Source organism: Neptuniibacter sp., assembly GCF_024231755.1.
In the GTDB taxonomy this organism is placed as follows: Bacteria; Pseudomonadota; Gammaproteobacteria; order Pseudomonadales; family Balneatricaceae; genus Neptuniibacter.
Map to the genome: position 1 here is coordinate 19,185 of NZ_JAAEQH010000112.1, position 23,467 is coordinate 42,651.

The window sequence follows — 23,467 nt, forward strand, 5'->3', positions numbered from 1 at the left end:
AGATTCCGTAGAGCCCAAGAGGGCTCTAATTCTTTATTTTCAGTTTGCGATAACCAGATCGCCCGGTCTGATATTGAACTGTTCTACAGCGCCTTTTATCTGCCCCGATGCAAAACTGTTTTGCACGTCCTTTATCACTAGTGTCTGCTGGGTATTCATTAACTGTGTTTGAGGGCGCATATCAGGTGTGTAGAAGGTTGAGCGGCGGTAAACAGTAAGTTTGTCCCCTATTTTTACACCTTGAGCAGAACCCGCTGAGATCCAGATGGTTTTATCCTGGCTATTGGTAATACGTGCGGTGAAGGGTTCGCATAGAAGATTTTCAGTCAAATCATTAACGATCTGCTGCTGAAGTTCCTGAATTTTTTGGCCGTAATCCTCTTGCGCAAAACTGGTACTGGAAAACCCTGTTTTGATACTGGGGTCCAGGTCCCATAATCCTGCCGTTTGATAGCTTTTCTGCATGACTAAATTGCCTGAAAAACCGTCGTGAACAAACAAATCGATTGTGAATGCGCGCAGGTTACGAAGAGGTTTTTGGTTTAGGTATTTAGATCGATTATAAAGGTCTACAAAGTAGTTATCTTCATTGTAGGTACTGGGGTCAACTATGGACATATCTTTGATTACGCCGGAAACCACATAATTAACGTCCATCTTCTTGATATTGCTCAGCATGCTGCTGAGAGCTCCATCGCTTAATTGAGATGTGGCTGCGAGAGAAGGATCGGGGTAAAAATTGATACGCCCGGCATTTAGGGCGGTCAGGGTTTTGCTCTGGTTGAACAGTTGAGTCAGTTGTCTCGGGAAAGCGAGCGGGGCATCATGCAGGTTGCCGAGTTTAGCCTGGCCAAGGTTTTCCAGCGGGAAGGCTGCCAGAGCAAGGCTTTTTACATATTTATTGGTGACGCCATTCTTGCAGCCGGTATCAATGAGAACGTCAGCTATAATTCGGACATGAAGAATATTGCCGATCACTTTTTCATCCAAAACCTGGATGTTGCTTACCTGCCCTAGGGTGCTGATCTCCATGTTGTCGATCTCTAAAATACCGTCACGCACAACTTGGTTGCTTGAGATGAAAACTGCGGCATGCATTGATGCTTGTTGGGTGGCATCCAGAATTGCTGCCTCACGTGCTGCAGCCAGATCGTTGTTTTCAATGATTGCTCTGCCTTCGGCTTCCACAACCGTAGCCTGCACATATCCAGTGAAAAAGAGAAGTATCGCGATGAGGCTAGTTCTGAATAAGCTATTAAACATATCTGCATGCCGACCGATTAAACATAGAGGAACAGTATGTGACAGTATGTAATTGTCGCTTGGTTGTAAATGGTGCGGGAACATACTGTTTGCCAAATAATGATTATGATAGATTGTCGTTCTTAACCTGTGTGTTTGGAAGGTCTGGATGAAGAAAATTTTGCTGCTGCTTCTGGTTTGTTTTCAGACTGGCTGTGTAGTGACAGAGGCGATCAAAGAAGCTGTTAATGAGCCTGTTGCTTACAAAGCGGAAGAGATTAAAACCGATGAGCAGATGGAAGCCAAAGTCCGTGAAATGGAATTTGAGTCCATAGAGGAGTACTACAAGCGTAAGCAGGCTCATCTAGATGCAGAGAGGGCCTATCTTGCGGAAAAAGATGCTCTTCTGGAAAAAGAACGTTCCTTAGTGCAACGACAGGTTGTTCAGATAGGAACTGATTCCAATGGTTTAGATCCAATCAGTGAAGCTCTTGCACAGTTGTCTGTACAGATGAATGCCGGTCTGCAACAGAACAGGGTTAAACGCTTTCCAATGGCGGTGGTGCCATTTACCAATTTGCATAACGAGCGCAAAGTTGGGCGTTTTGGCGAGCGAATTGAGCAGGGTATGATCTATCAACTTCAGCAACATGGTTTTAATCTGATTGATTACCGTGCGGCGGGTTTGACTACTTCAGCGAAACAGCCTTTGTCAAAGCAAGACCTTTCAGCTCTGCGGGTGCGGTATAAAATCTACTTTTTGGTCACTGGTACATACGCCCAGCATTCGGATGGTATCGTGGTTAACGCCCGTGTTATCGATACAACAACACGGCAAGTCTTGGCTACTGGGCAAACGCATATAGCAAACTCTAGACTTGAGGGAGGGCTGCCCGGTTACAATCCATTAGAAGCCCTGAATGAGGGGATGATTATTGAAAACGGTAGCGGTCCGGTAGGTAAATGAGCTGATGAAGAGTTTCCTTAAACAAATTGTTGCTGTTGTTTTAGTTGCGCCGTTGCTGGTTATGCAGGGTTGTAAAACGATGGAAGGCTCTTCGGGAACTGAGGGTGCTGAAGAATCTTTTTGGAGTGTGGATTTTTTATCCCCTTCTTCAGATGATGCTGAAGAAAAAGAGCTCCGTATAGAGGAGCCGAAAGAGCCTCATTGGGTCAGAGCTACGGGCTATGCGCCTATTAGTCTGCAGCCGGGAGCCACTCGCCAGCATAAAATTCTAATGGCGATGCGGGCATCTAAATTACGTGCCTATCAAGAGCTGGCTGGTGTAGTGCACGGGCAGTACATGTTTGGCACCACTCAAGTTAAGGATATGTTGCTGCAGAGTGATGAGTTTAAAACTGCTGTGTCAGGTATTGTGCGTGGCGCGCGGGTAGTGAAAACATTCCCTGTGCAGGAGGATACCTATGCTACAACGCTTGAGGTTGATATGAATCAGGTGCAAAGAGCATGGGTGAGTCGTTAAGGGATTCTGATTACCTTCGAATAAAAAAGAGAGCATGAGCTCTCTTTTTTATTGCTTGAATGCTTTGTTTTGCTGAGGCTTATTTATTTTGGGTCGCTTCAAAAGCAGCTAGTTGTTCCGGCGTCGCTTTTGTTTGGTATTTATCCTTCCAGCTGTCGTAAGGTTCGCCGTAAACCAGCTCACGTGCGGCATCATAATCTACTTCATGACCGCGCTTTTCTGCTTCGGCTTTGTACCACTTGCTCAAACAGTTGCGGCAGAAACCAGCCAGAATCATTAGGTCGATATTTTGAACATCTTTGCGGTTGTCCAGATGTTCCAGTAAGCGGCGAAATGCAGCAGCTTCAATTTCGGTTTTAGTCTGTTGATCCATATCTGGTCTCTTTTTTATTTTCGTAAAAGGGTTAGTTGTTCAGCTGTAGATGCTCATCCAGTTGCTGGCAGATCTCCTGCTGTAGGGTCTGACAGAGTTCCGGGTCTGAGATCGCTTGTCCGTTTTCATCGGTAATGAAGAAAAAGTCTTCTACGCGTTCGCCTACGCTGGCAATTTTTGCCTTGCGTACCGATAAATTGTGTGTGGAAAAAATACCGCCTATGCGTGCTAATAGCCCAGGCCGGTCAGGTGTGACTACCTCAAGCACGGTCTGGTGAGAGACAGAATCGTTACTGACATTAACCTGAGTTGGTGTAGCGAAGAGTTTCATCTGGCGAGGAACGCGGCGCTGAATGATTTCAGGGTAATCGTCAGGATCGTCTAACTCCTCAATTAGGCGCTGCTTTATCTTGTTCAGGTGTTCGGGGTTTTCTGAGAGTGCGGTATTATCATCAGATAGAACGGTATAGGTGTTCAGTGCTTCACCGCTGTCGGTAACGATAATTCGAGCATCCTGAATATTTAGGTGCAGTTGGTCCATGGTCGCAACAGTGGCAGCAAAAAGGTGTTGGATATCGCGGCTATAGATAAATATCTCAGTTGCACCCTCGAAAACTCGATGTGATGTCTGGCGGATCAGTACCAGAGGAACGGCTGGGTCTTTATGTTCAATGATGGCTTTGGTGTGTTCCGCAATACTTTGAGCGGTTTCCCGTAGGAAATAGTCATCACCTATTGAGGCCCATAGATCCTGAACTTCCACATCGTTAACGCCTTGTCGCTCCAATAGAACCATGGCTTCGTGCTGGATCTGCTCAATACGATCTTCTTTGTTGATAGGGTTTTCCAGGCCCCTACGAAGAGCTCGTTTTGTATCGGTGTATAACTTGCGCATCAGTGTTGCGCGCCAGCTGTTCCAGAGAGTGTGGTTCGTAGCATTTATGTCTGCAATGGTAAGTACATAGAGGTAATCCAAGTGCACAACATCACGAACCTGTTGGGCAAATTTATGGATTACTTCCGGATCGGAGATGTCTTTGCGCTGAGCTGTCATCGACATTAGTAAGTGGTTACGAACCAGCCAGGCAATCAGGTGAGTATCCCATTTGCCTAGGTGGTGTTTTTCTCCAAACTCAAGTACATCTTCCGCGCCTAGTTCAGAGTGATCCCCGCCGCGCCCTTTAGCTATGTCATGGAACAGGGCGGCTAAATAAAGCAGTTCAATTTTAGGTAGCTGGTTTACGATGCGGTGTGCGATAGGAAACTCTTCGCGATGATCGTTGTGTCGGAACTGTCGACATTTCTGGATCACTTTCATTGTATGTGCATCAACGGTGTATATATGGAACAGGTCATGTTGCATCTGGCCGATTATTCGGCCAAAGTTTGGCAGGTAAGGTCCTAAAATGCCGTATCGCGTCATTCGCTTAAGTTCGGTAGAAATACCTTCTGGCGAGCGCATTAGCTCCATAAATAGGCTGGTATTACGGATGTCGTTACGAAACTCTTCATCAACCTTATGTCGGTTGTTGCGTACTAGGCGGATAGTTGTTGCACGTACACCCTGAATGTTCTGATTTTGCGCCAGAAGCACAAATAGCTCCATTAGCGCGAATGGGTGATGATCAAAAACGTTTTCGTGGGTAACTTCGATAAAGTCGTTGTGAATCTGAAAGCGGTTGTTAAGGGGAACGATAACTTGTTCTTCATCAGCACGTAGAATCGCTTCGTCAAAGTGCTGTAGTAGCATGTCATTAAATTCTGACATGGTCATGGCAATTCGGTAGTACTTGCTCATGAACTGTTCTACTGCAAGCTTTCCTTCCTCGTCTTCGTAGCCAAAGAACTCTGCCAGGGCGCGTTGGTGGTCAAAAAGAAGGCGGTCTTCTCGGCGCTTGCAGATCATATGTAATGCATAGCGAACCGACCATAGATAAAGCTCGCCTTTATTTAGGATGTCCAGCTCACTTTCGGTCAGGAAGCCATCTTCCACTAAGTCTCGGATATAAGTCGAACCAAAATGGCGTTTAGCTACCCAGCCTATAGTTTGTAGGTCGCGGAGGCCGCCAGGGGAGTTTTTAAGATTTGGTTCTAGATTGTACTCAGTGTTATTGGTTTTTTGGTGGCGATTCTTTTGTTCTCGCTGCTTGGCCAGGAAAAACTCTTTATCGGTCCAGGCGCCTTCAGATGTTACGCGTTCGTACATCTGGCTGTGGAGGTTGTCGTTGCCAGAGAGAGTGCGGGACTCGATCAGATTGGTGGCGATAGTGATATCGCTTTGTGCTTCTTTGTAGCATTCACTGAGTGTGCGTACGCTGGAGCCGATATCTAGATTAATATCCCAGAGGAGGGTTAGGAAACCGCTGATTGAGTCGTGATATTCCTCTGCATCTACTGCATCGTCGAGAAGAATCAATAGATCAATGTCGGAGCATGGGTGTAACTCGCCACGGCCGTAGCCGCCTACTGCTATTAAGGCAATCTTGTTATCCGGCCAGTCGAACTCTTTCCAGATGTTAACCAGAATCCGGTCAATCTCCCAAGCGCGGCCATAAACTAACTTGCGAATATCTTCGCCTGCAGTAAAGCGTTCATCCAAGCTGGATTTAATCTCGCTGAGAGCTTCCTTGTATACCGGGATAGGGGAGGCTGCCTCGGCGAGTTTTTTTTGGAATTCAGGGAAATTAATAATCTCTTCTTCCGCCAGTATTTGATGAAGGGTGCTAGACATCTTTACGCTCTTCGCTGCTGAATTATAGTTTAGATCTTGTACAGTTTTAGATCGTATCGTCCGGGCGTAATGTCAGGATTTCATAACCGTCAGCTGTTACCAATATGGTGTGCTCCCACTGTGCTGATAAACGACGGTCAGAGGTTTCAACTGTCCAGCCATCTTTTTTGGAAAGCTTAACCTGGCGCTTGCCAGCATTGATCATTGGTTCGATTGTGAAAATCATACCTTCTTCGAGTACATCGCCAGTTCCTGCTTTGCCGTAATGAAGAACTTGAGGGTCTTCGTGGAACTCAGCGCCAATGCCATGGCCGCAGTATTCGCGTACAACCGTGTAGTGATTCTGCTCGGCATGGGTCTGAATTGTGTGGCCGATATCTCCAAGGCGTGCGCCAGGTTTGACAAGACGGATGCCGCGATACATGCATTCCAAGGTTACGTCTACCAAGCGGCGTGCGTGCGGCAGTTCCTTTCCGACAAAGAACATTTTGCTGGTGTCGCCGTGATATCCATCTTTTATGACGGTGATGTCGATGTTGATGATATCGCCGTTTTTCAGCGGTTTGTCATTTGGTATGCCGTGACATACAACCTGATTTACTGATGTGCAAATAGACTTTGGGAAGCCGTGGTAGTTTAGAGGAGCGGGAATGGCCTGTTGCTCATTAACTATATAGTCATGACAAATCTGGTTCAGCTCATTAGTGGTGACACCTGGTTTTACATGGGGTTCGATCATGCCTAGCACCTCGGCTGCAAGTCGGCCTGCAACGCGCATTTTTTCGATCTCTTCAGGTGTTTTGATTTTGATGCTCATAAGCTGTCGGTATGTCCTGTGTCAACGCTAACTAAAATAATCTGGTAGTGAATTGTAGCAATGTAGTGCGGTGAAGAGAAACAGATAGAAATAAGCTTTAAATCAGTTGGTGGTTATGGTATAAATCCGCGCTCGATTTGCACATGCAAAATCTAAATGACACACACGTGCCGTCACAACATTCAGGGTGCCTTCGGGTTGGGTGTTGGGGTTCGTGGAGGTTTAACCCAATTTTAGGAAATAAAAATGGCTAAAATTACTATGCGTGACCTGCTGAAAGCAGGCGTTCACTTCGGTCACCAGACTCGTTACTGGAACCCAAAAATGTCCAAATTCATTTTTGGCGCTCGTAACAAGATTCATATTATCAACCTGGAGCACACTCTGCCTGCACTGAATGGTGCTCTGGACAGCATCCAGAACATGGCTTCCAACAAAAACAAAGTTTTGTTTGTTGGTACTAAACGCGCTGCTAGCAAGATCGTTAAAGAAGAAGCTTCTCGTGCAGGTATGCCATACGTAAACCACCGTTGGTTGGGTGGTATGCTGACTAACTACAAAACTATCCGTCAGTCTATTCGTCGTCTACGTGATCTGGAATCCCAGAGTTCAGACGGTACATTTGAAAAGCTGACTAAGAAAGAAGCTCTGATGCGTCAGCGTGAGATGGAAAAGCTTGAGCGCTCTATCGGTGGTATCAAAGAGATGGGCGGTCTGCCAGATGCTCTTTTCGTAATCGATGTTGATCACGAGCGTATCGCTGTAAATGAAGCAAACAAGCTGGGCATCCCTGTTATTGGTGTGGTTGATACAAACAGCAACCCAGATGGTGTTGATGTAGTTATCCCAGGTAACGACGATGCACTGCGTGCTATCCAGATTTACGTTAAGTCTGCAGCTGATGCTTGCCTGGAAGGTACAGAAGCAACTGCTGGCGATAAAAACGAATTCGTAGAAGTTGAAGAGAATCAGGCTGCGGCTGAGTAATCTTGCTGTCAAAACAGTAGATTATTCTCTTTGACTTTATGAGGGGGCCTGGCCCCCTTTTTTGGATTTTTTGATTAACCCGCGACTATTTATAGGGGTATTCGATAATGGCGAAAATTTCCGCTGCACTGGTTAAAGATCTGCGCGACCGTACTGGTCTGGGCATGATGGAATGTAAAAAAGCACTTCAGGGTGCTGATGGTGATGTTGAAAAAGCGATTGAAGAGCTGCGTAAAGCATCTGGTATGAAAGCGGCTAAAAAAGCTGGCCGTACTGCTGCTGAAGGTGTTGTAGTAATCAAAGTTGCTGATGATTCTAGTTATGCGGTTGCTGTAGAAGTTAACTCAGAAACTGATTTTGCTGCACGTGATGAAGGTTTCCTGGCGTTTGCTGATGTTGTTCTGGAAAAAGCATTTGCTGACAAAGCTACTGATGTTGAAGCTTTGATGGCGGGTGAGTTGACCGAAAAGCGTGATGCGCTGGTACAGAAGATCGGTGAAAATATCGGTGTTCGTCGCGTATTCCTGGTTGAAGGTGGTGTTGTTGGTGCATACGTGCACAGCAATAACAAGATTGCTGCACTGGTTCAGCTTGATGGCGGTAACGAAGAAACAGCTAAAGATATCGCTATGCATGTTACAGCGGTAAATCCTCAGGTTGTTAGCAAAGAAGATATGCCTGCTGAAGCTGTAGAGAAAGAGAAAGAGATCATTCTTGCTCAGCCAGATATGGCTAGCAAGCCTGCTGAGATCGCAGAGAAGATGGTTGTCGGTCGTATCAACAAGTTCCTGGCTGAGAACAGCCTGGTTGAGCAGGCGTTCGTTAAGAACCCTGAGCAGAAAGTTGGTCAGGTTGCTAAAGATGCTGGCGCAACCGTTACTTCTTTCACTCGCGTAGAAGTGGGTGAAGGTGTTGAAGTTGAAGAAGTGGACTTCGCTGCAGAAGTTGCTGCTCAGCTGAACGGCTAAGTTGCTGTAAAACCTTTCGATTGCGCATGTTCTGCATGCGCAATCCCTCCTTTTCCTGCTACACTCTCGTGATCTCAAATTCTGTGGAGATATACGGATGCCTTCTACCGAAAAACAATCAAAATATAAACGTATTCTGCTCAAATTGAGCGGTGAAGCCCTGATGGGTGAAGAGAGCTTTGGTATCGACTCCAATGTTCTGAATCGTATGGCTTTGGAAATAGGTCAGTTGGTAGGCATCGGGGTGCAGGTAGGTATGGTTATCGGTGGTGGTAACCTGTTTCGAGGCGCTGCGCTTAATGCTGCAGGGTTGGATCGTGTAACTGGCGACCATATGGGTATGCTGGCAACAGTGATGAATGCCTTGGCAATGCGTGATGCTCTTGAACGAAGTAATATTAATACCCGTGTAATGTCCGCTATACCAATGAGCGGTGTTGTGGATCACTATGATCGCCGTAATGCGATGCGTTATCTTAATCAGGGCGATGTGGTGATCTTTGCGGCTGGCACAGGTAACCCTTTCTTTACTACCGATTCAGCGGCTTGTTTACGTGGTATCGAAGTAGAAGCTGATGTAGTACTGAAAGCGACTAAGGTAGATGGTGTCTATACGGCTGATCCGGTAAAAGATCCGACAGCGCGCCGTTATCGTCATCTTAGTTATGATGAAGTTTTGGAACAGCAGCTGGGTGTAATGGATCTAACGGCAATCTGCCTGACTCGTGATCATGATATGCCTGTGCGTGTCTTTAATATGAATAAACCAGGTGCCCTGGCGAGCCTTGTAGTAGGCGGAGATGAGGGTACTCTGATTGATTGCTGTGAGACGGTTGGAGAAAAATATGCTGAATGAAATTACTCAGGATGCTGGCGAACGCATGCAGAAGAGCGTTGATGCTCTGGTAACAAATTTCAAGAAAATCCGTACTGGGCGTGCCCATCCAAGTATTCTAGAAGGTGTTCAGGTTTCCTATTATGGCTCTGATGTTCCGCTAAGCCAGGTGGCTAACATCTCTGTTGAAGATGGTCGTACGCTTTCTATCGTGCCTTGGGAAAAACCGATGGTGCCGGTAATTGAGAAGGCTATCATGACTTCTAACCTGGGTCTGAATCCTGCTACTGCAGGTGAGAATATCCGTGTGCCTATGCCACCGCTTACTGAAGAAACCCGTAAAGGTTATATCAAGCAGGCGCGCCAGGAAGCTGAAGGTGCGCGAGTTGCTATCCGGAATATCCGCCGTGATGCAAATGGCGATCTCAAGGAGCTTTTGAAAGAGAAAGAGATTACGGAAGATGATCAGCGCCGTGGCGAAGATCAGATTCAGAAAGTTACGGATAAGCATGTTGCAGAGGTTGATAGCCTACTGGAACAGAAAGAAAAAGATCTAATGGAAATCTGATCAAAAACAGTGGCGCTGCAAGGCGCCACTGGCATTTCTCATGGCAGTTGACGCAAACTCAGACAATTCAGCTAAATCAGCACCAAGGCACATTGCCATCATTATGGATGGTAATAATCGTTGGGCTAAAGAACGTCGTTTGCCGGGTTTAGCCGGGCATAAAGCGGGGGTGGATTGCGTTAAATCTGTCATTGAAGGTTGCATAGAGCAGGGTGTTGGAGCTCTGACTTTGTTTGCCTTTAGTTCAGAGAATTGGAAGCGTCCGCCTCTTGAAGTTAAGGGGTTGATGGAGCTGTTTAAGCTTGCTCTTGATCGAGAGTCTAAAAAACTTCAGAAGAATAATATCCGTCTTCGAGTGATTGGCGATAAGAGTGCTTTTAGTCAATCTCTGCAGAAAAAGATTCAGCATGCTGAAGAACTGACAGCTGGTTGTGATGGTTTGCAACTCAATATTGCTGCAAATTATGGCGGTCGCTGGGATATAGTCAGTGCGGCTAAACGTGTGGCTGAAGCCTGTGTTGGAGGTGAACTCGCACTCTCTGATATCAGTGAAGAGCTTTTTTCAGAGTATATTTCGCTTTCAGCTTTGCCAGAGCCTGATTTGTGTATTCGTACTGGTGGTGAGCAGCGAATCAGCAATTTTCTGATATGGCAGTTTGCCTACACCGAGTTTTTCTTTTCCGATCTGTACTGGCCAGATTTTGACAAAAACGCCCTTGGCCAGGCTATCGATAGTTATGGTCGTCGTGAACGTCGTTTTGGGCGTACCAGCGAGCAGTTAGAGGCAGAGAAGAATGCTTAAACAGCGTTTTTTAACCGCAATCGTTTTGGCGCCTTTGGCTCTGTTTGGTGTTTTTGGCCTCCCATTAGAATATTTTGTCTATCTCTTAGATATGGTCATGCTTCTGGCGGCTTGGGAATGGGCTAATTTGTCGGGCTTTACTGAAGGTAAAAAGCGTTACAGCTACGTGGCTACAATAGCTGTAATTGTAGCTGCCAGTCATGCCTTCTACACTCTTCTACCTGTAAATGAAATTCTACTTATTTCCGTGCTATGTTGGTTTGTTGCGCTATATTGGGTTCTGAAATTTCCTGCTGGAAATGGTTGGCGCGCAGAATGGCAGAGGGCGTTGATTGGCGTTGTTGTTCTTATGCCTTGTTGGTTTGCCTTTGTGCAGCTGAAAGCCGGGGAAAGTGGTGAGTTACTCATTCTGCTGCTTTTCTTATTGGTTTGGGGAGCGGATGTCGGCGCGTATTTTTCGGGAAAGAAATTTGGCTGTAACAAGCTGGCCCCAAATGTAAGCCCTGGAAAAACCCGTGAGGGTGTTTATGGTGGGCTGTTAGCTTGTGTGATTGTGGCACTAATCTTTGCGATCTTTGAGGCCGCTTCAGTGGGGCAGGCAATTGTGCTGCTATTACTTTCGATTATTGTTGGTTGCTTCTCTGTATTGGGTGATCTGTTTGAAAGCATGATGAAGCGTTACCGTGGTATCAAAGATAGTAGTCAGCTTTTACCTGGCCATGGCGGGATCTTGGACCGCATCGATAGTCTTACTTCCGCGGCACCTTTGTTTGTCGTGGGTATGCAGTTTATAGCTACAATCTGAATCGCCTATGGAACTGCTGCATACGATTGTCATCACAATTATTACCTTGGGTATCTTAGTTACCATTCATGAGTGGGGGCATTTCTATGTCGCCAGAAGGTGTGGTGTCAAAGTATTGCGTTTTTCTGTTGGATTCGGGAAAGCAATTTATACCTGGAAAGATAAGCAGGACACCGAATATGCAATAGCTACCATCCCCTTGGGTGGCTATGTGAAAATGTTGGATGAACGCGAAGGTGATGTGCCCGAATCTCAGCTGGAACAGGCATTTAACCGTAAGCCTGTAATGCAGCGTATTGCTATCGTCGCTGCGGGTCCGTTAGTAAATCTTATTTTCGCGGTTTTTGCTTATTGGTTCATGTTTACGACAGGGGTTTCGACTGTAGCTCCCGTAATTGGCAAAGTTACCCCGGATACGCCAGCTTACACAGCTAATATCCCTTCTAATGCTGAAATTGTCTCTGTTGATGGTCATAAGACCCTATCTTGGGATGAGGTTAATTTACGTTTAGTTGCTCGGGTGGGGGAAAGTGGCCCTCTCCTTATACAGATTAAAGAGGATGGCTCTTCATTAGTTCGAGAGTATCAGATCCAGTTATCTGACTGGCGTGTTGATGTTGAAACAGAATCGCCCGTTACAGCTTTAGGTCTTGTACCTTGGCGTCCAGATGTTCCTGCTCAAATAGGTCGTCTGGTTAAAAATGGTCGTGCGGAATCAGCCGGTTTACAGGTTGGCGATCTTATCACTGCAGCAGATGGTGTGCCTGTTAGGGATTGGTACCACCTGGTCAGTTTTATTCAGGAAAAGCCTGAACAGCTTCTTGAGCTTGTGGTTTCTAGAGAGGACCAGGAATTAGCCCTATCTATCACACCTGCTGAGAAAATAGCAGATGATGGGCGCCGTTATGGTTTTATTGGTGCTGCTGCGCAGAGTGTGAGTTGGCCTGAAGAGTATCAAAGAACGCTACAGTATGGTTTCGTTCAGGCGGCAGTCAGTGCACTGGATAAAACATTGCAGATGATTTCTTTAACGCTGGAATCGATTTGGAAAATGATCGAGGGCGTTATCTCTGTAAAAAACTTGAGTGGCCCGATAACCATTGCTAAAGTGGCGAGTGCTTCGGCTTCCTCGGGCTTGGAATCTTATATCAGTTTTCTGGCTTATCTGAGTATAAATTTGGGGATTCTTAATCTGCTGCCTATTCCAGTTCTCGATGGGGGGCATCTTCTGTACTATACGGTTGAGCTGGTTACAGGTAAGCCTGTAAGCGAGCGAGTACAGATAATTGGCTTAAAGATAGGTATGGCACTGTTGTTTACCTTGATGTTTGTAGCTTTGTTTAACGACTTTATGAGATTGTGATTAGGTGTAATCACAATTAACTATTAATGGATAATAAGACGTATTTCATGAAACGCGGCATTGGATTTCTGGTAGCGCTATTTTTCTGGAGCTCACTGGCTCAGGCAAATAATTCATCTTTTGTAGTTGAGGATATTCGACTGGAAGGTTTGCAGCGGGTTTCTCCAGGTATTGTATTCCGTAATTTTCCAGTAAATGCGGGTGATCTGGTCAGCTCTTCACAACTAGCGAAAGCTAGCCGTAAGTTATTTAAATCAGGTTATTTTGAAGATATACAGTTGCTACGGGACGATGGTGTATTAGTCCTGAAGATTCAGGAACGACCTGCTATAAGCCTGATTAAGCTAGATGGTAATAAGGTTCTAGAAGATGAGGCTCTTCTGGAGGGCTTGAGACAGACGGGACTTCAAGAAGGTGATGTTTTTAAGCGAGCAGCACTTGAGCAGATAAAACAAGATTTGGTTCGAGTCTATGCATCACAAGGCCGATATGGCGCTTCGGTTGATACTGAAGTGGAGCCTATGCCTGGAAATCGTGTCGCTCTGAATATCAATATTAAAGAGGGACGTGTTGCGACGATTCAACATATTAATATCGTTGGTAACAGTGTTTATTCAGATGAAGAGTTAAAAGAACTCTTTTCTTTGAAGCTTCCAAGCTTCTGGTCTTTCTATAAGAAAGATGACCGTTATGCTCGTCAGAAACTATCAGGTGATTTAGAGCGACTTCGTTCTTATTATCTGGATAGTGGATATGTGAATTTCTCTATCGATTCCACGCAGGTATCTATCACGCCTGATAAGAGCAATGTGTATATCACTGTGAATGTGACAGAGGGTGAAAAATATACCATTCGCGATGTGGGCGTTGCCGGCGAGATGGTTGTTTCGGAAGAAGAGCTGTTAGATGTTGTTCGAGTCGAAAAAGGTCAAACTTTCTCACGCCGGTTGATCACTGAATCTCAGAAAGCGCTTGAGAAGAAGGTTGGGGATGCAGGTTATATGTTTGCGAATATATCACCTGCGCCTGAATTGAATGATGATAATACGGTTACAGTTAAATTCTTCCTCAATCCAGGAAAGCGTACATATGTACGAAGAATTAACATTAATGGCAATACCCGAACTGCAGATGAAGTGGTGCGCCAGCATCTGAAACAGATGGAGGCAGGTATAGCATCCAATGAGCTTATTGAGCAGTCAAAGATAAAATTGGAAAAGACCGGGTACTTTAAGTCTGTAAATGTTGAAACGAGACCTGTTCCAGGAACTGATGATCAGGTCGATCTAGTGTATAGCGTTGCTGAACAGCAGTCTGGTTCCTTTTCTGCAAGCCTGGGCTTTTCTCAGAGTTCAGGCATTATCCTCGGCTTCCAGCTGAAGCAGGATAATTTCCTGGGTACTGGTAATAAAGTGGGTATTGGTATTTCTAACAGTGATACCTTAACTGAGTACTCTTATAGTTTTGTAGATCCTTACTATACAGTTGATGGTGTGAGTCGAGGGTTTGAATTTTACTTCAGAGAGCGAGACTTTGACGAGGATAACACCAGTTCATTTTCGACAGATGAGTTTGGTGGTGGCATTAACTTTGGTTACCCGATTGATGATTATCAGCGCTTGAGCTTTGGCTTAACTGCCGAGCAGGTGACTGTTAATACGAATACTTCATATACTCCGGCAGAAATTACTCAATATCTGAATGATGAAGGTAATGATTACCTTAACTTTATTCTGAAAGCGGGCTGGAGTGATAATCATCTAAATAGAGGCTTTTTCCCAACGAAAGGTTATTCGCAGGGGGCTTCAATTGAGATTGGTCTTCCTGGAAGTGATCTGAGCTATTACAAAGCGCACTACAATGCTAAGTGGTATCAGCCACTGACAGATGATCGTTTCTGGGTGTTCTCATTGAAGGGGCGTCTGGGTTATGGCGGAGAGCTTGGTAGCAACGAGTATCCGTTTTATAAGCATTTCTTTGCAGGCGGTTTAAAAACCGTACGTGGTTACGAGCAAAACTCATTAGGCCCAAGGGATTCATTGGATGATCCTTTTGGTGGGGATGTAATGGTTGCAGGTGGCGCTGAATTTATCTTTCCAGCTCCGTTCGTAAAAGATAAAACTTCGTGGCGTACGTTGTTCTTTGTTGATGCGGGTAACGTGTTTGATACAGATTGCTCATCAGTTTCTACTAATTGCGAAAGTGGGGTCAAACTGGATGAGTTGCGTGTATCAGCGGGTTTTGGTTTGAGTTGGTTAACACCAATTGGGCCGTTGTCTATCGCTTTGGCAACACCGCTTAACGATAAAGAAGATGATGAAACTGAATTCTTCCAGTTCGCACTGGGTCAGACTTTCTAAGGGATAGATTATGAATTTTAAAGTTGTATTGGGTTTTGTTCTGGCATTTGGTTTGAGTCTTTCTGCTCATGCTGAAAAGATTGCGGTTCTGGGTGTTCAGGAAGCTTTGCTAGCATCTTCAGCTGCAAGCGATTTTCGTAAGAAGCTGAAGACTGAGTTTTCTAAAGAAGAGCAGAAGGTGCTTGATCTGGAAAAGCAGGTCAAAGTTGCTCGCGATAAAGTATCCAAGAATAAAGATCTGGTATCTGCGGATGAGCTGAAGAAGCTGAAAGTGCAGTTCCAGAAAGTGTTTGCTGAATATCAGCGCTCTGGACAGGCTCTGCAACAGAAAAGAATGCAGCGTGAGCAATCATTTATTCAAGAGATGCGCCCGATACTGGATAAAGTTATTCGTGGTCTAATTGAGAAAGAAGGCTATGACGTAGTTGTTGCCAAGCAGGCTACTCTGTTTGCAAAAAAAGAGCTGGATATCACACCAAAAGTTGTTGAACTGCTAAATAAGCAGTAAGCCCGATTGATGTCGAGACAAGAATATAGCCTGATCGAGTTGGCAGAGATAATTGCTGCAGATATTCAGGGAGATGCAAACTATAGGGTTTCTTCAATTGGGACCTTGCAGTCTGCATCTTCGGAGCAGTTGACCTTTATTGCCAATCCAAAATATCAGAAGTACCTACCGACTACGCAGGCAGGCGCTGTTATTCTTTCCGAGCAGGACCTCTCTTATTTCTCTGGTAATGCTTTAATTACAGCAAATCCTTATCTTGCTTATGCTCGGTTGAGCCAACTGTTTGCTCGTGACGTATTACTGTCTGCAGGTATTTCCCCTTCAGCAGAGGTGCATCCGTCTGCACAGATCAGTGGCTCTGCTACTGTCGCTGCTGGCGTTATTATTTCCGAAGATGTGAGAATTGCTGACAATGTAGTTGTAGGGCCAAATACTGTAATTGGCGCTGGCTGTATCGTTGGGGAAAATAGTCTTCTACAGGCAAATGTTACGCTTTATCCTGATGTGCATATCGGCAAAGAATGCTTGGTTCATAGTGGCGCGGTACTGGGTGCTGATGGCTTCGGTTTTGCCAATGAATCTGGTAAGTGGGTGAAAATTGCGCAGCTCGGTGGTGTGAGAATAGGTGATAATGTTGAAATTGGCGCCTGTACCACAATTGACCGAGGAGCGCTCGATAACACCGAAATTGGCAATGGTGTGATATTAGATAATCAGATCCAAATCGCCCATAACGTACAAATTGGTGAACATTCTGCCATTGCGGGCTGTACCGCAGTTGCCGGAAGCACTAAAATTGGCGCAAATTGCACAATCGCCGGAGCATGTGGCATTACCGGTCACTTAGAAATTGCTGCTGGAACACATATTACTGCTATGTCCTTGGTTACTAAATCGATCAAAGAGCCAGGGGCTTATTCATCAGGCACTGGGATGTTGCCTACGAAAGAGTGGAAAAAAAGTGTTGTACGTTTCCGGCAGTTAGATGACTTATCCCGCCGCTTAAAGTCTCTAGAAGAAAAAGTTTTGAAAAGTAAGGGTTCTTAAAAATGATGGACGTTAATGAAATTCGGGAATACCTCCCTCATCGCTATCCGTTTCTGCTAGTGGATAGGGTGATTGAGCTTAACAAGGGAGAGTCCATTGTTGCGTACAAAAACGTTACCGTAAATGAACCATTCTTCAATGGCCATTTTCCTGATCATCCTGTGATGCCTGGTGTACTCATTGTTGAGGCGATGGCGCAGGCTGCTGGTATCCTAGGTTTTAAAACCATGGATAAAAAGCCTCAGGACGGTTCAATCTACTACTTCGTAGGCTCAGACAAACTGCGTTTTAAGCGACCTGTAGTTCCGGGAGATCAATTGAAGCTGGAAGCTAAGGTGATCTCAGAGCGTCGTGGTATCTGGAAGTTTGACGTGCATGCATCTGTTGAAGGTGATACCGTAAGTTCAGCAACAATTCTTTGTGCCGATAGAAAGGTTTAAGCATTGATAGATTCCCGTGCCATTATAGACCCAACGGCTAGGCTTGCAGATGATGTGCAGGTTGGCCCTTGGTCAATTATAGGGCCAGATGTAGAAATCCGGTCGGGAACCGTGATTGGTCCCCATGTTGTCATCAATGGACCGACTACGATTGGTGAAAACAACCGTATTTTTCAGTTTGCATCAGTGGGCGAAGATTGCCAGGACAAAAAATATGCGGGTGAACCTACCACGCTAGTTATCGGTGATAACAACGTCATTCGTGAAGGCGTAACTATCCATCGCGGTACCGTTCAGGATGCAGGCACCACCATCATCGGATCCGATAATCTTTTCATGGCTAACGTACATGTGGCTCATGATTGCATTGTTGGTGACAACGTGATTATGGCTAACAATACGGCAGTTGCAGGCCATGTACACGTAGGTGATTGGGCTATTCTAGGTGGCTTTACAGCGGTTCATCAATTCTGCAAAATCGGTCCGCATGTTATGTGCGGCACGTGCTCAGTAGTCTTAAAAGATATTCCTGCTTATGTCATGGCAAACGGCAATACCGCAGCTCCCCATGGCATTAATACTGAAGGCCTCAAGCGTCGAGGCTTTAGTAAAGACGCTATTGCCAATATCCGTAAAGCGTACAAAATTGTTTACCGCAGTAAATTAACTACTGTACAGGCATTAGCGCAGTTGCAGGAAATGGTCGCAGATTGTCCGGAAATATTGCCACTTATCCAATCCATTGAGAGTTCTTCTCGCGGCATTATCCGCTAGGTGTGCCTATGCCAAATCCATTGCGCATAGGCATAGTGGCGGGCGAAGCATCGGGTGATATTCTCGGTAGCGGACTTATTAAATCCCTAAAAAAACGTTTCCCTGATCTCTCTGTAGAGGGTATCGGCGGCGATCTAATGATTGCGCAAGGCTGTAAATCTCACTATCCAATGGATCGGCTTTCGGTAATGGGGTTGGTAGAAGTTTTAGGTCGATTACCTGAATTACTGAAAGCGCGTAAAAAGCTGGTCGAGTATTTCATCGAGAATCCTCCTGATCTTTTTATAGGTGTGGATGCACCTGATTTTACGTTGGGTATGGAAGCGAAATTAAAGCAAGCAGGGATACCAACAGTTCATTATGTCAGTCCTTCAGTATGGGCTTGGAAAAAGAAACGTATCTACAAGATTAAAAAAAGTACTGATCTTGTTTTAAGCCTATTTCCTTTCGAAGAAAAACATTATGCACCTACTCAACAACGAATAGCTTTCGTAGGGCACCCGTTAGCAGATTCAATACCCAAAATGGTAGATGCTGCTAAAGCGCGATCCCGTTTTGCTGTCAAAGAAGGTGAAAAGGTTATCGCTATTCTGCCGGGAAGTCGGGGTAGTGAGCTTAAATATCTGGCAGAACCTTTTCTGGAAACTGCTCGATGGTTATCCGAACGCATAGAAAATGTACGTTTTGTTGTACCTGCTGCGAATGCTACAAGGCATGACCAGTTACATAGCTTAATTGCAGAGAACTATTCGGACCTGAATATCCAATTAGTAATAGGGCATTCGCGTGAAGTCATGGCAATTGCTGATGCTATCTTGATAGCATCCGGAACAGCTACATTAGAAGCGACTATTCTAAGAAAACCAATGGTTGTGGCTTATAAAATGGCATCGTTAACCTATGCTATTTATTCGCGAATGGTGACATCTAGATTTATCTCGTTACCTAACCTTTTGGCTGATAAAGAGCTGGTGCCTGAAATATTACAGGATCAAGTTAACCCTGACGTTCTTGGTCCTGCTGTTCTGAAAGCTATAGAAGACGAAGAGTACAAAACGATGCTTGCCAAAGAGTTTGCTGGCATTCATGCGAGCCTGCATCAGGATGCGGATGAAAAGGCAGCGGATGCAGTGGTCGAGCTGCTGCGCGATAAAGGTGTAATCTGATGCAGAGCTTAGGCTTTGATTTTAGCGCTGGGCTGTTAGTTGCAGGTGTAGACGAAGTAGGCCGCGGCCCGTTGATTGGAAATGTGGTTGCTGCTGCAGTGATTCTTGATCCAGCTAAGCCTATACAAGGTTTGGCGGATTCTAAGAAACTGAGCGTGAAAAGGCGCGAACAGCTCTATGTCGAGATCAAAGAGAAAGCGCTGGCTTGGTGTGTAGCATCAGCCTCACCGCAAGAGATTGACGAGATTAATATTCTTCATGCTTCTATGCTGGCGATGAAAAGAGCTGTCGAAGGTTTGCCTGTCTCAGCAGAATTTGTCTATGTGGATGGTAATCGTTGTCCTGATCTGACTTGTCCTAGTGAGGCCGTGGTAAAAGGTGATAGTAAAATCCCAGAGATAAGCGCTGCTTCTATTCTTGCTAAGGTAGACAGGGATAACGAGATGGCTCTTCTGGACAAAAAATTTCCGCAGTATGGCTTCGCTAAGCATAAAGGTTACCCTACTGCTGCTCACTTTGAGGCTCTGGCCGAACATGGGCCGCTGCCTCAGCATCGTCGCAGCTTTAAACCCGTTCGTGAATTGATAGAAACCGAGTAATTACCCTGTTTATGACTGATCCCAAGTTTATCCACCTTCGAGTCCATACTGAGTTTTCTCTGGTTGATGGTCTGGTACGTGTAAAAGAGTTGGTGGCTGCGGCGAAAGAGGCAGGAATGCCTGCTGTTGGTATGACCGATCAGACGAACTTCTTTGGTTTGGTGAAGTTTTTTAAGGCAGCGACAGGTTCCGGGATCAAGCCTATCAGTGGTTCAGATCTATGGGTTGAAAATAGTGATGATCCAACTGCTGAACCGCATCGGTTAACACTACTGGTTCGTAATGCCGAAGGTTACTTGAACCTAATGGAGCTGATCTCGCAGGCTTATGGCGAAGGTCAGAATATTATTCCAGATATGGCGCTGGTAAAGCCTGAATGGGTTGAGGCCAAATCAGCCGGATTGATTGCGCTGTCCGGTGCAAAAAAGGGTGAGGTTGGCAGAGCTATTCTGGCGGATAAAGGTGATGCCGGTGATATCCTGCAGCGCTGGATGAAAGTATTTCCAGATAGCTTCTATCTTGAAGTGCAGCGCACAGGCCGAGTGGGTGATGAACAGGTTGTACATGACTCTGTTGAGCTGGCAAAACAATATGGTTGTCCCTTGGTGGCGACCAATGATGTGATGTTTGTTAAGCCTTCGGATTTCGAGGCTCATGAAGTACGTGTTTGCATTAACCAGAGCCGTACGCTTGAAGATCCTACTCGCCCTAAAGATTACAGTGACCAACAGTACTTCCGTTCGCAGGAAGAGATGGTTGAACTGTTCAGTGATATCCCTTCTGCGATCTATAACAGTGTTGAGATAGCTAAACGCTGCAATATCGAGATTGAGATAGGTACATACTACCTTCCGAAGTACCCGATCCCTGAAGGGATGCTGATGGATGATTTCTTCCGTAAAGTTACCTATGACGGTTTGGAAGAGCGTCTGGCAATCCTGCTTGATAAAGATGATCCCGAGTATCAGTCTAAGAGACAGGAATATATTGATCGTCTGGAATTTGAGCTGGATATCATTATTCAGATGGGTTTCCCGGGTTACTTCCTGATCGTAATGGACTTTATCAAGTGGGGTAAAGAGAACGGTGTTCCTGTAGGGCCTGGACGTGGTTCTGGTGCTGGCTCACTCGTGGCTTACGCGCAGAAAATTACAGACCTAGACCCACTTGAATATGATCTGCTTTTCGAGCGATTCCTTAACCCTGAACGTGTATCCATGCCTGACTTCGATATCGATTTCTGTATGGATAACCGCGATAAAGTAATCGATTATGTGGCCCGTACTTATGGTCGTGATGCGGTATCTCAGATCGTAACCTTCGGTACTATGGCTGCGAAAGCGGTAGTGCGAGATGTGGCGCGTGTACAAGGCAAGCCGTTTGGTCTTGCAGACCGACTATCGAAGCTTATTCCTTTCGAGCCTGGCATTACTCTTAAGAAAGCCTTGGACCAGGAGCCTATGCTAGGTGAGTTCATTGAGTCCAGTGAAGAGGCTCAAGAAATCATGGAGATGGCCTATAAGCTTGAAGGTGTGACCCGAGGTGTAGGTAAACATGCCGGTGGGGTGGTAATTGCGCCAACCAAACTGACTGATTTTGCAGCCACTTATTGTGATGAGGAAGGTAATGGCCTGGTAACCCAGTTTGATAAGGGTGATGTGGAAGATGCAGGTCTGGTTAAATTCGACTTCCTGGGGTTACGTACCCTGACGATCATCGATTGGGCGCTACAAACGGTTAACCGAATTCGAGATAAAAATGGAGAAGAGCCTCTCGACATTGCTCTGATCGATCTGGAAGACAGGAGAACATTTGATCTTCTGCAGGCTGCAGAGACAACTGCGGTATTCCAGCTGGAATCCAGTGGTATGAAAGATCTGGTCCGTCGCCTTCTGCCATCACGTTTTGAGGATATTGTCGCGCTGGTAGCGCTATTCCGACCAGGACCACTGCAATCAGGCATGGTGGATGACTTTATCAACCGTAAGCATGGTCGTGCTGAGATGGCATGGCCACACCCTGATTACCAGTTGGACTCCCTGCAGCCAGTGTTGGAGCCTACCTACGGCATTATCCTCTATCAGGAACAGGTAATGCAGATTGCCCAGGTGATGGCGGGTTATACCCTGGGTGGCGCGGATATGTTGCGTCGAGCTATGGGTAAGAAAAAACCTGAGGAGATGGCGAAGCAGCGTGCCTCTTTCCTGGATGGTTCGGAAGAGAATGGCATCAATCGTGATCTGGCCGGTAATATCTTTGACCTAGTGGAAAAGTTTGCTGGATATGGTTTTAACAAATCTCACTCTGCCGCTTATGCACTGGTCTCATATCAGACTGCATGGTTGAAAGCCCATTACCCGGCGCCGTTTATGGCGGCAGTAATGTCTTCAGATATGCAGAATACCGATAAGGTAGTGATCTTCATTGAAGAGTGCCGCAATATGGGTATTCCACCTGCCTTGCCGAATGTGAACACCGGCGAATATATGTTCACGGTTAACGATGAAGGTGTCATTGTTTATGGTCTTGGGGCCATTAAAGGGGTGGGTGAAGGTCCAATAGAGGCGATAGTCGAAGCCCGTGCTGAAGGTGGTCCTTTTAACGACCTGTTCGATTTCTGTGAGCGTGTCGGAGCAAAAAAACTAAATAAACGAGTTTTGGAAGCATTGGTACGTTCCGGTGCTGTGGATTGCCTCGGTGCTGAACGTGCAATTCTTTGGGAAGCAATCCCGGATGCATTAAAGGCAGCTGATCAGGCTGCTAAAAACCAGGATGCAGGTATGTTTGACCTCTTTGGTGAGGTTGAAGCTGAATCTGATGCCTGTTCTTATGAAGATTATAAGAATGTACGCCCTTGGACGGATAAAGAGCGTTTAGTCGGGGAGAAAGATACATTAGGTTTGTATCTGACGGGGCATCCGATTGATGAATACGAGTCCGAACTTAAGCACTTTATCAGTAAGCGCATCGTTGAGCTGCAGCCAGCTCGAGGGCAGACACAGAAAATGGCTGGTCTCGTTGTAGATCTCCGTCTGAAGAAGACTAAGAAGGGCGATAATCTGTGTTTTGTTACTCTCGATGATCGAAGTGCACGTATTGATGTTACGCTGTTTGGTGATACCTATGATGAAGTGCGTGAGATAGTCAGTAAGGATGCGGTCCTTGTGGTTGAAGGGGAAGTGGCTGAAGATCATTTCTCTGGAGGGATGAAGGTTCGTGTTAATAAGGTGCTCAGTATCCCTCAGGCAAGAGCGCAGTATGCTTCAGGCGTGCAAGTGCTTTGTGATGAAAAACAGTTGGCTGGACGTAGATTAAAAGAGCTAGAAGAGCTGCTTAACGCTCATAAAGGTAATGGCTCTCTCCCGCTTAAACTTCGCTATCAGCGTGCCGATGCTGCTGCGACCCTGGTTTTAGGGGATCATTGGCAGGTGCAGGCCAGTGATGATTTGCTGATTGCCCTGATGGATAGGTTTGGCCATGACTCAGTAGCGCTGACCTATTAATAGGTTAGCAATAAGTAGCTGAATTCTGTTCACCGATTAAACGGGTCTGGTCCTTAAAGCAGCAAAAAGGTAAACTTTGCACAATTTTTTCACTT

The 23,467-nt window shown here is 45.8% G+C and carries 20 protein-coding genes and 1 pseudogene; 17 read left to right on the forward strand and 4 right to left on the reverse strand.

Features of this window, described 5'->3' with window-relative positions:
- Positions 1–39: 39 nt before the first annotated feature.
- Positions 40–1,188 carry a flagellar assembly protein T N-terminal domain-containing protein gene (locus tag GY843_RS06065; RefSeq protein ID WP_297307571.1) on the reverse strand — a complete coding sequence of 383 codons (1,149 nt, stop codon included), beginning with the start codon at positions 1,186–1,188 and terminating at the stop codon, positions 40–42.
- A 223-nt stretch (positions 1,189–1,411) separates the two neighbouring features.
- Here GY843_RS06065 and GY843_RS06070 point away from each other — a divergent pair, with 223 nt between their 5' ends.
- Positions 1,412–2,209, forward strand: a complete 798-nt coding sequence (locus tag GY843_RS06070; protein WP_297307573.1) for a FlgO family outer membrane protein — start codon at positions 1,412–1,414, stop codon at positions 2,207–2,209.
- 4 nt (positions 2,210–2,213) lie between these two features.
- Positions 2,214–2,726, forward strand: coding sequence for a hypothetical protein (locus GY843_RS06075; RefSeq protein WP_297307575.1), 513 nt, complete (start codon positions 2,214–2,216; stop codon positions 2,724–2,726).
- Positions 2,727–2,805: 79 nt separating this feature from the next.
- On the opposite strand, the gene GY843_RS06080 is transcribed toward GY843_RS06075, so the two are convergent.
- The 3 genes and pseudogenes from GY843_RS06080 to map form a co-directional block, all read right to left on the reverse strand.
- Positions 2,806–3,099 (reverse strand): DUF1244 domain-containing protein, encoded by a 294-nt coding sequence (locus GY843_RS06080; RefSeq protein WP_297307577.1) that lies wholly within the window; start codon positions 3,097–3,099, stop codon positions 2,806–2,808.
- 31 nt (positions 3,100–3,130) lie between these two features.
- Complete coding sequence (locus GY843_RS06085) at positions 3,131–5,830, reverse strand: [protein-PII] uridylyltransferase (RefSeq protein ID WP_297307579.1); 2,700 nt, start codon at positions 5,828–5,830, stop codon at positions 3,131–3,133.
- A 46-nt stretch (positions 5,831–5,876) separates the two neighbouring features.
- Positions 5,877–6,650 (reverse strand): annotated as a pseudogene (gene map / locus GY843_RS06090) (type I methionyl aminopeptidase); the annotation flags it as partial.
- 243 nt (positions 6,651–6,893) lie between these two features.
- Here map and rpsB point away from each other — a divergent pair.
- The 15 genes from rpsB (at position 6,894) to dnaE (ending at position 23,372) form a co-directional block, all read left to right on the forward strand.
- Complete coding sequence (gene rpsB / locus GY843_RS06095; protein ID WP_297307581.1) at positions 6,894–7,634, forward strand: 30S ribosomal protein S2; 741 nt, start codon at positions 6,894–6,896, stop codon at positions 7,632–7,634.
- Positions 7,635–7,741: 107 nt separating this feature from the next.
- Positions 7,742–8,602, forward strand: a complete 861-nt coding sequence (tsf, locus tag GY843_RS06100; RefSeq protein WP_297307583.1) for a translation elongation factor Ts — start codon at positions 7,742–7,744, stop codon at positions 8,600–8,602.
- A 97-nt stretch (positions 8,603–8,699) separates the two neighbouring features.
- On the forward strand, positions 8,700–9,458 hold the full coding sequence (pyrH, locus tag GY843_RS06105; RefSeq protein ID WP_297307584.1) for a UMP kinase: 759 nt from the start codon (positions 8,700–8,702) through the stop codon (positions 9,456–9,458).
- Complete coding sequence (frr, locus tag GY843_RS06110) at positions 9,448–10,005, forward strand: ribosome recycling factor (RefSeq protein WP_297307586.1); 558 nt, start codon at positions 9,448–9,450, stop codon at positions 10,003–10,005. Before pyrH ends, frr begins: the two co-directional genes overlap by 11 nt.
- Before the next feature lie 40 nt (positions 10,006–10,045).
- Positions 10,046–10,807 carry a polyprenyl diphosphate synthase gene (uppS, locus tag GY843_RS06115; protein WP_297307588.1) on the forward strand — a complete coding sequence of 254 codons (762 nt, stop codon included), beginning with the start codon at positions 10,046–10,048 and terminating at the stop codon, positions 10,805–10,807.
- Positions 10,800–11,612, forward strand: coding sequence for a phosphatidate cytidylyltransferase (locus GY843_RS06120; RefSeq protein WP_297307590.1), 813 nt, complete (start codon positions 10,800–10,802; stop codon positions 11,610–11,612). The genes uppS and GY843_RS06120 overlap by 8 nt, the downstream gene beginning before the upstream one ends.
- A gap of 7 nt (positions 11,613–11,619) precedes the next feature.
- The gene (gene rseP / locus GY843_RS06125) at positions 11,620–12,975 is read left to right on the forward strand and encodes a sigma E protease regulator RseP (RefSeq protein WP_297307592.1); all 1,356 of its coding nucleotides are present in this window, start codon (positions 11,620–11,622) and stop codon (positions 12,973–12,975) included.
- A gap of 47 nt (positions 12,976–13,022) precedes the next feature.
- A complete protein-coding gene (gene bamA, locus GY843_RS06130; protein WP_297307593.1) occupies positions 13,023–15,335 on the forward strand; it encodes an outer membrane protein assembly factor BamA in 2,313 nt (770 codons plus the stop codon).
- A 10-nt stretch (positions 15,336–15,345) separates the two neighbouring features.
- The gene (locus GY843_RS06135) at positions 15,346–15,843 is read left to right on the forward strand and encodes an OmpH family outer membrane protein (protein ID WP_297307594.1); all 498 of its coding nucleotides are present in this window, start codon (positions 15,346–15,348) and stop codon (positions 15,841–15,843) included.
- 9 nt (positions 15,844–15,852) lie between these two features.
- The gene (gene lpxD, locus GY843_RS06140) at positions 15,853–16,890 is read left to right on the forward strand and encodes a UDP-3-O-(3-hydroxymyristoyl)glucosamine N-acyltransferase (protein WP_297307596.1); all 1,038 of its coding nucleotides are present in this window, start codon (positions 15,853–15,855) and stop codon (positions 16,888–16,890) included.
- A gap of 2 nt (positions 16,891–16,892) precedes the next feature.
- Complete coding sequence (fabZ, locus tag GY843_RS06145) at positions 16,893–17,330, forward strand: 3-hydroxyacyl-ACP dehydratase FabZ (RefSeq protein ID WP_297307598.1); 438 nt, start codon at positions 16,893–16,895, stop codon at positions 17,328–17,330.
- 3 nt (positions 17,331–17,333) lie between these two features.
- Positions 17,334–18,104 (forward strand): acyl-ACP--UDP-N-acetylglucosamine O-acyltransferase, encoded by a 771-nt coding sequence (gene lpxA / locus GY843_RS06150; RefSeq protein WP_297307600.1) that lies wholly within the window; start codon positions 17,334–17,336, stop codon positions 18,102–18,104.
- Positions 18,105–18,112: 8 nt separating this feature from the next.
- Positions 18,113–19,270, forward strand: a complete 1,158-nt coding sequence (gene lpxB, locus GY843_RS06155) for a lipid-A-disaccharide synthase (RefSeq protein ID WP_297307602.1) — start codon at positions 18,113–18,115, stop codon at positions 19,268–19,270.
- On the forward strand, positions 19,270–19,869 hold the full coding sequence (gene rnhB / locus GY843_RS06160) for a ribonuclease HII (protein ID WP_297307604.1): 600 nt from the start codon (positions 19,270–19,272) through the stop codon (positions 19,867–19,869). Before lpxB ends, rnhB begins: the two co-directional genes overlap by 1 nt.
- 11 nt (positions 19,870–19,880) lie before the next feature.
- Positions 19,881–23,372: a DNA polymerase III subunit alpha gene (dnaE, locus tag GY843_RS06165; protein ID WP_297307606.1), complete on the forward strand. Its 3,492-nt coding sequence runs from the start codon at positions 19,881–19,883 to the stop codon at positions 23,370–23,372.
- Positions 23,373–23,467 lie beyond the last annotated feature (95 nt).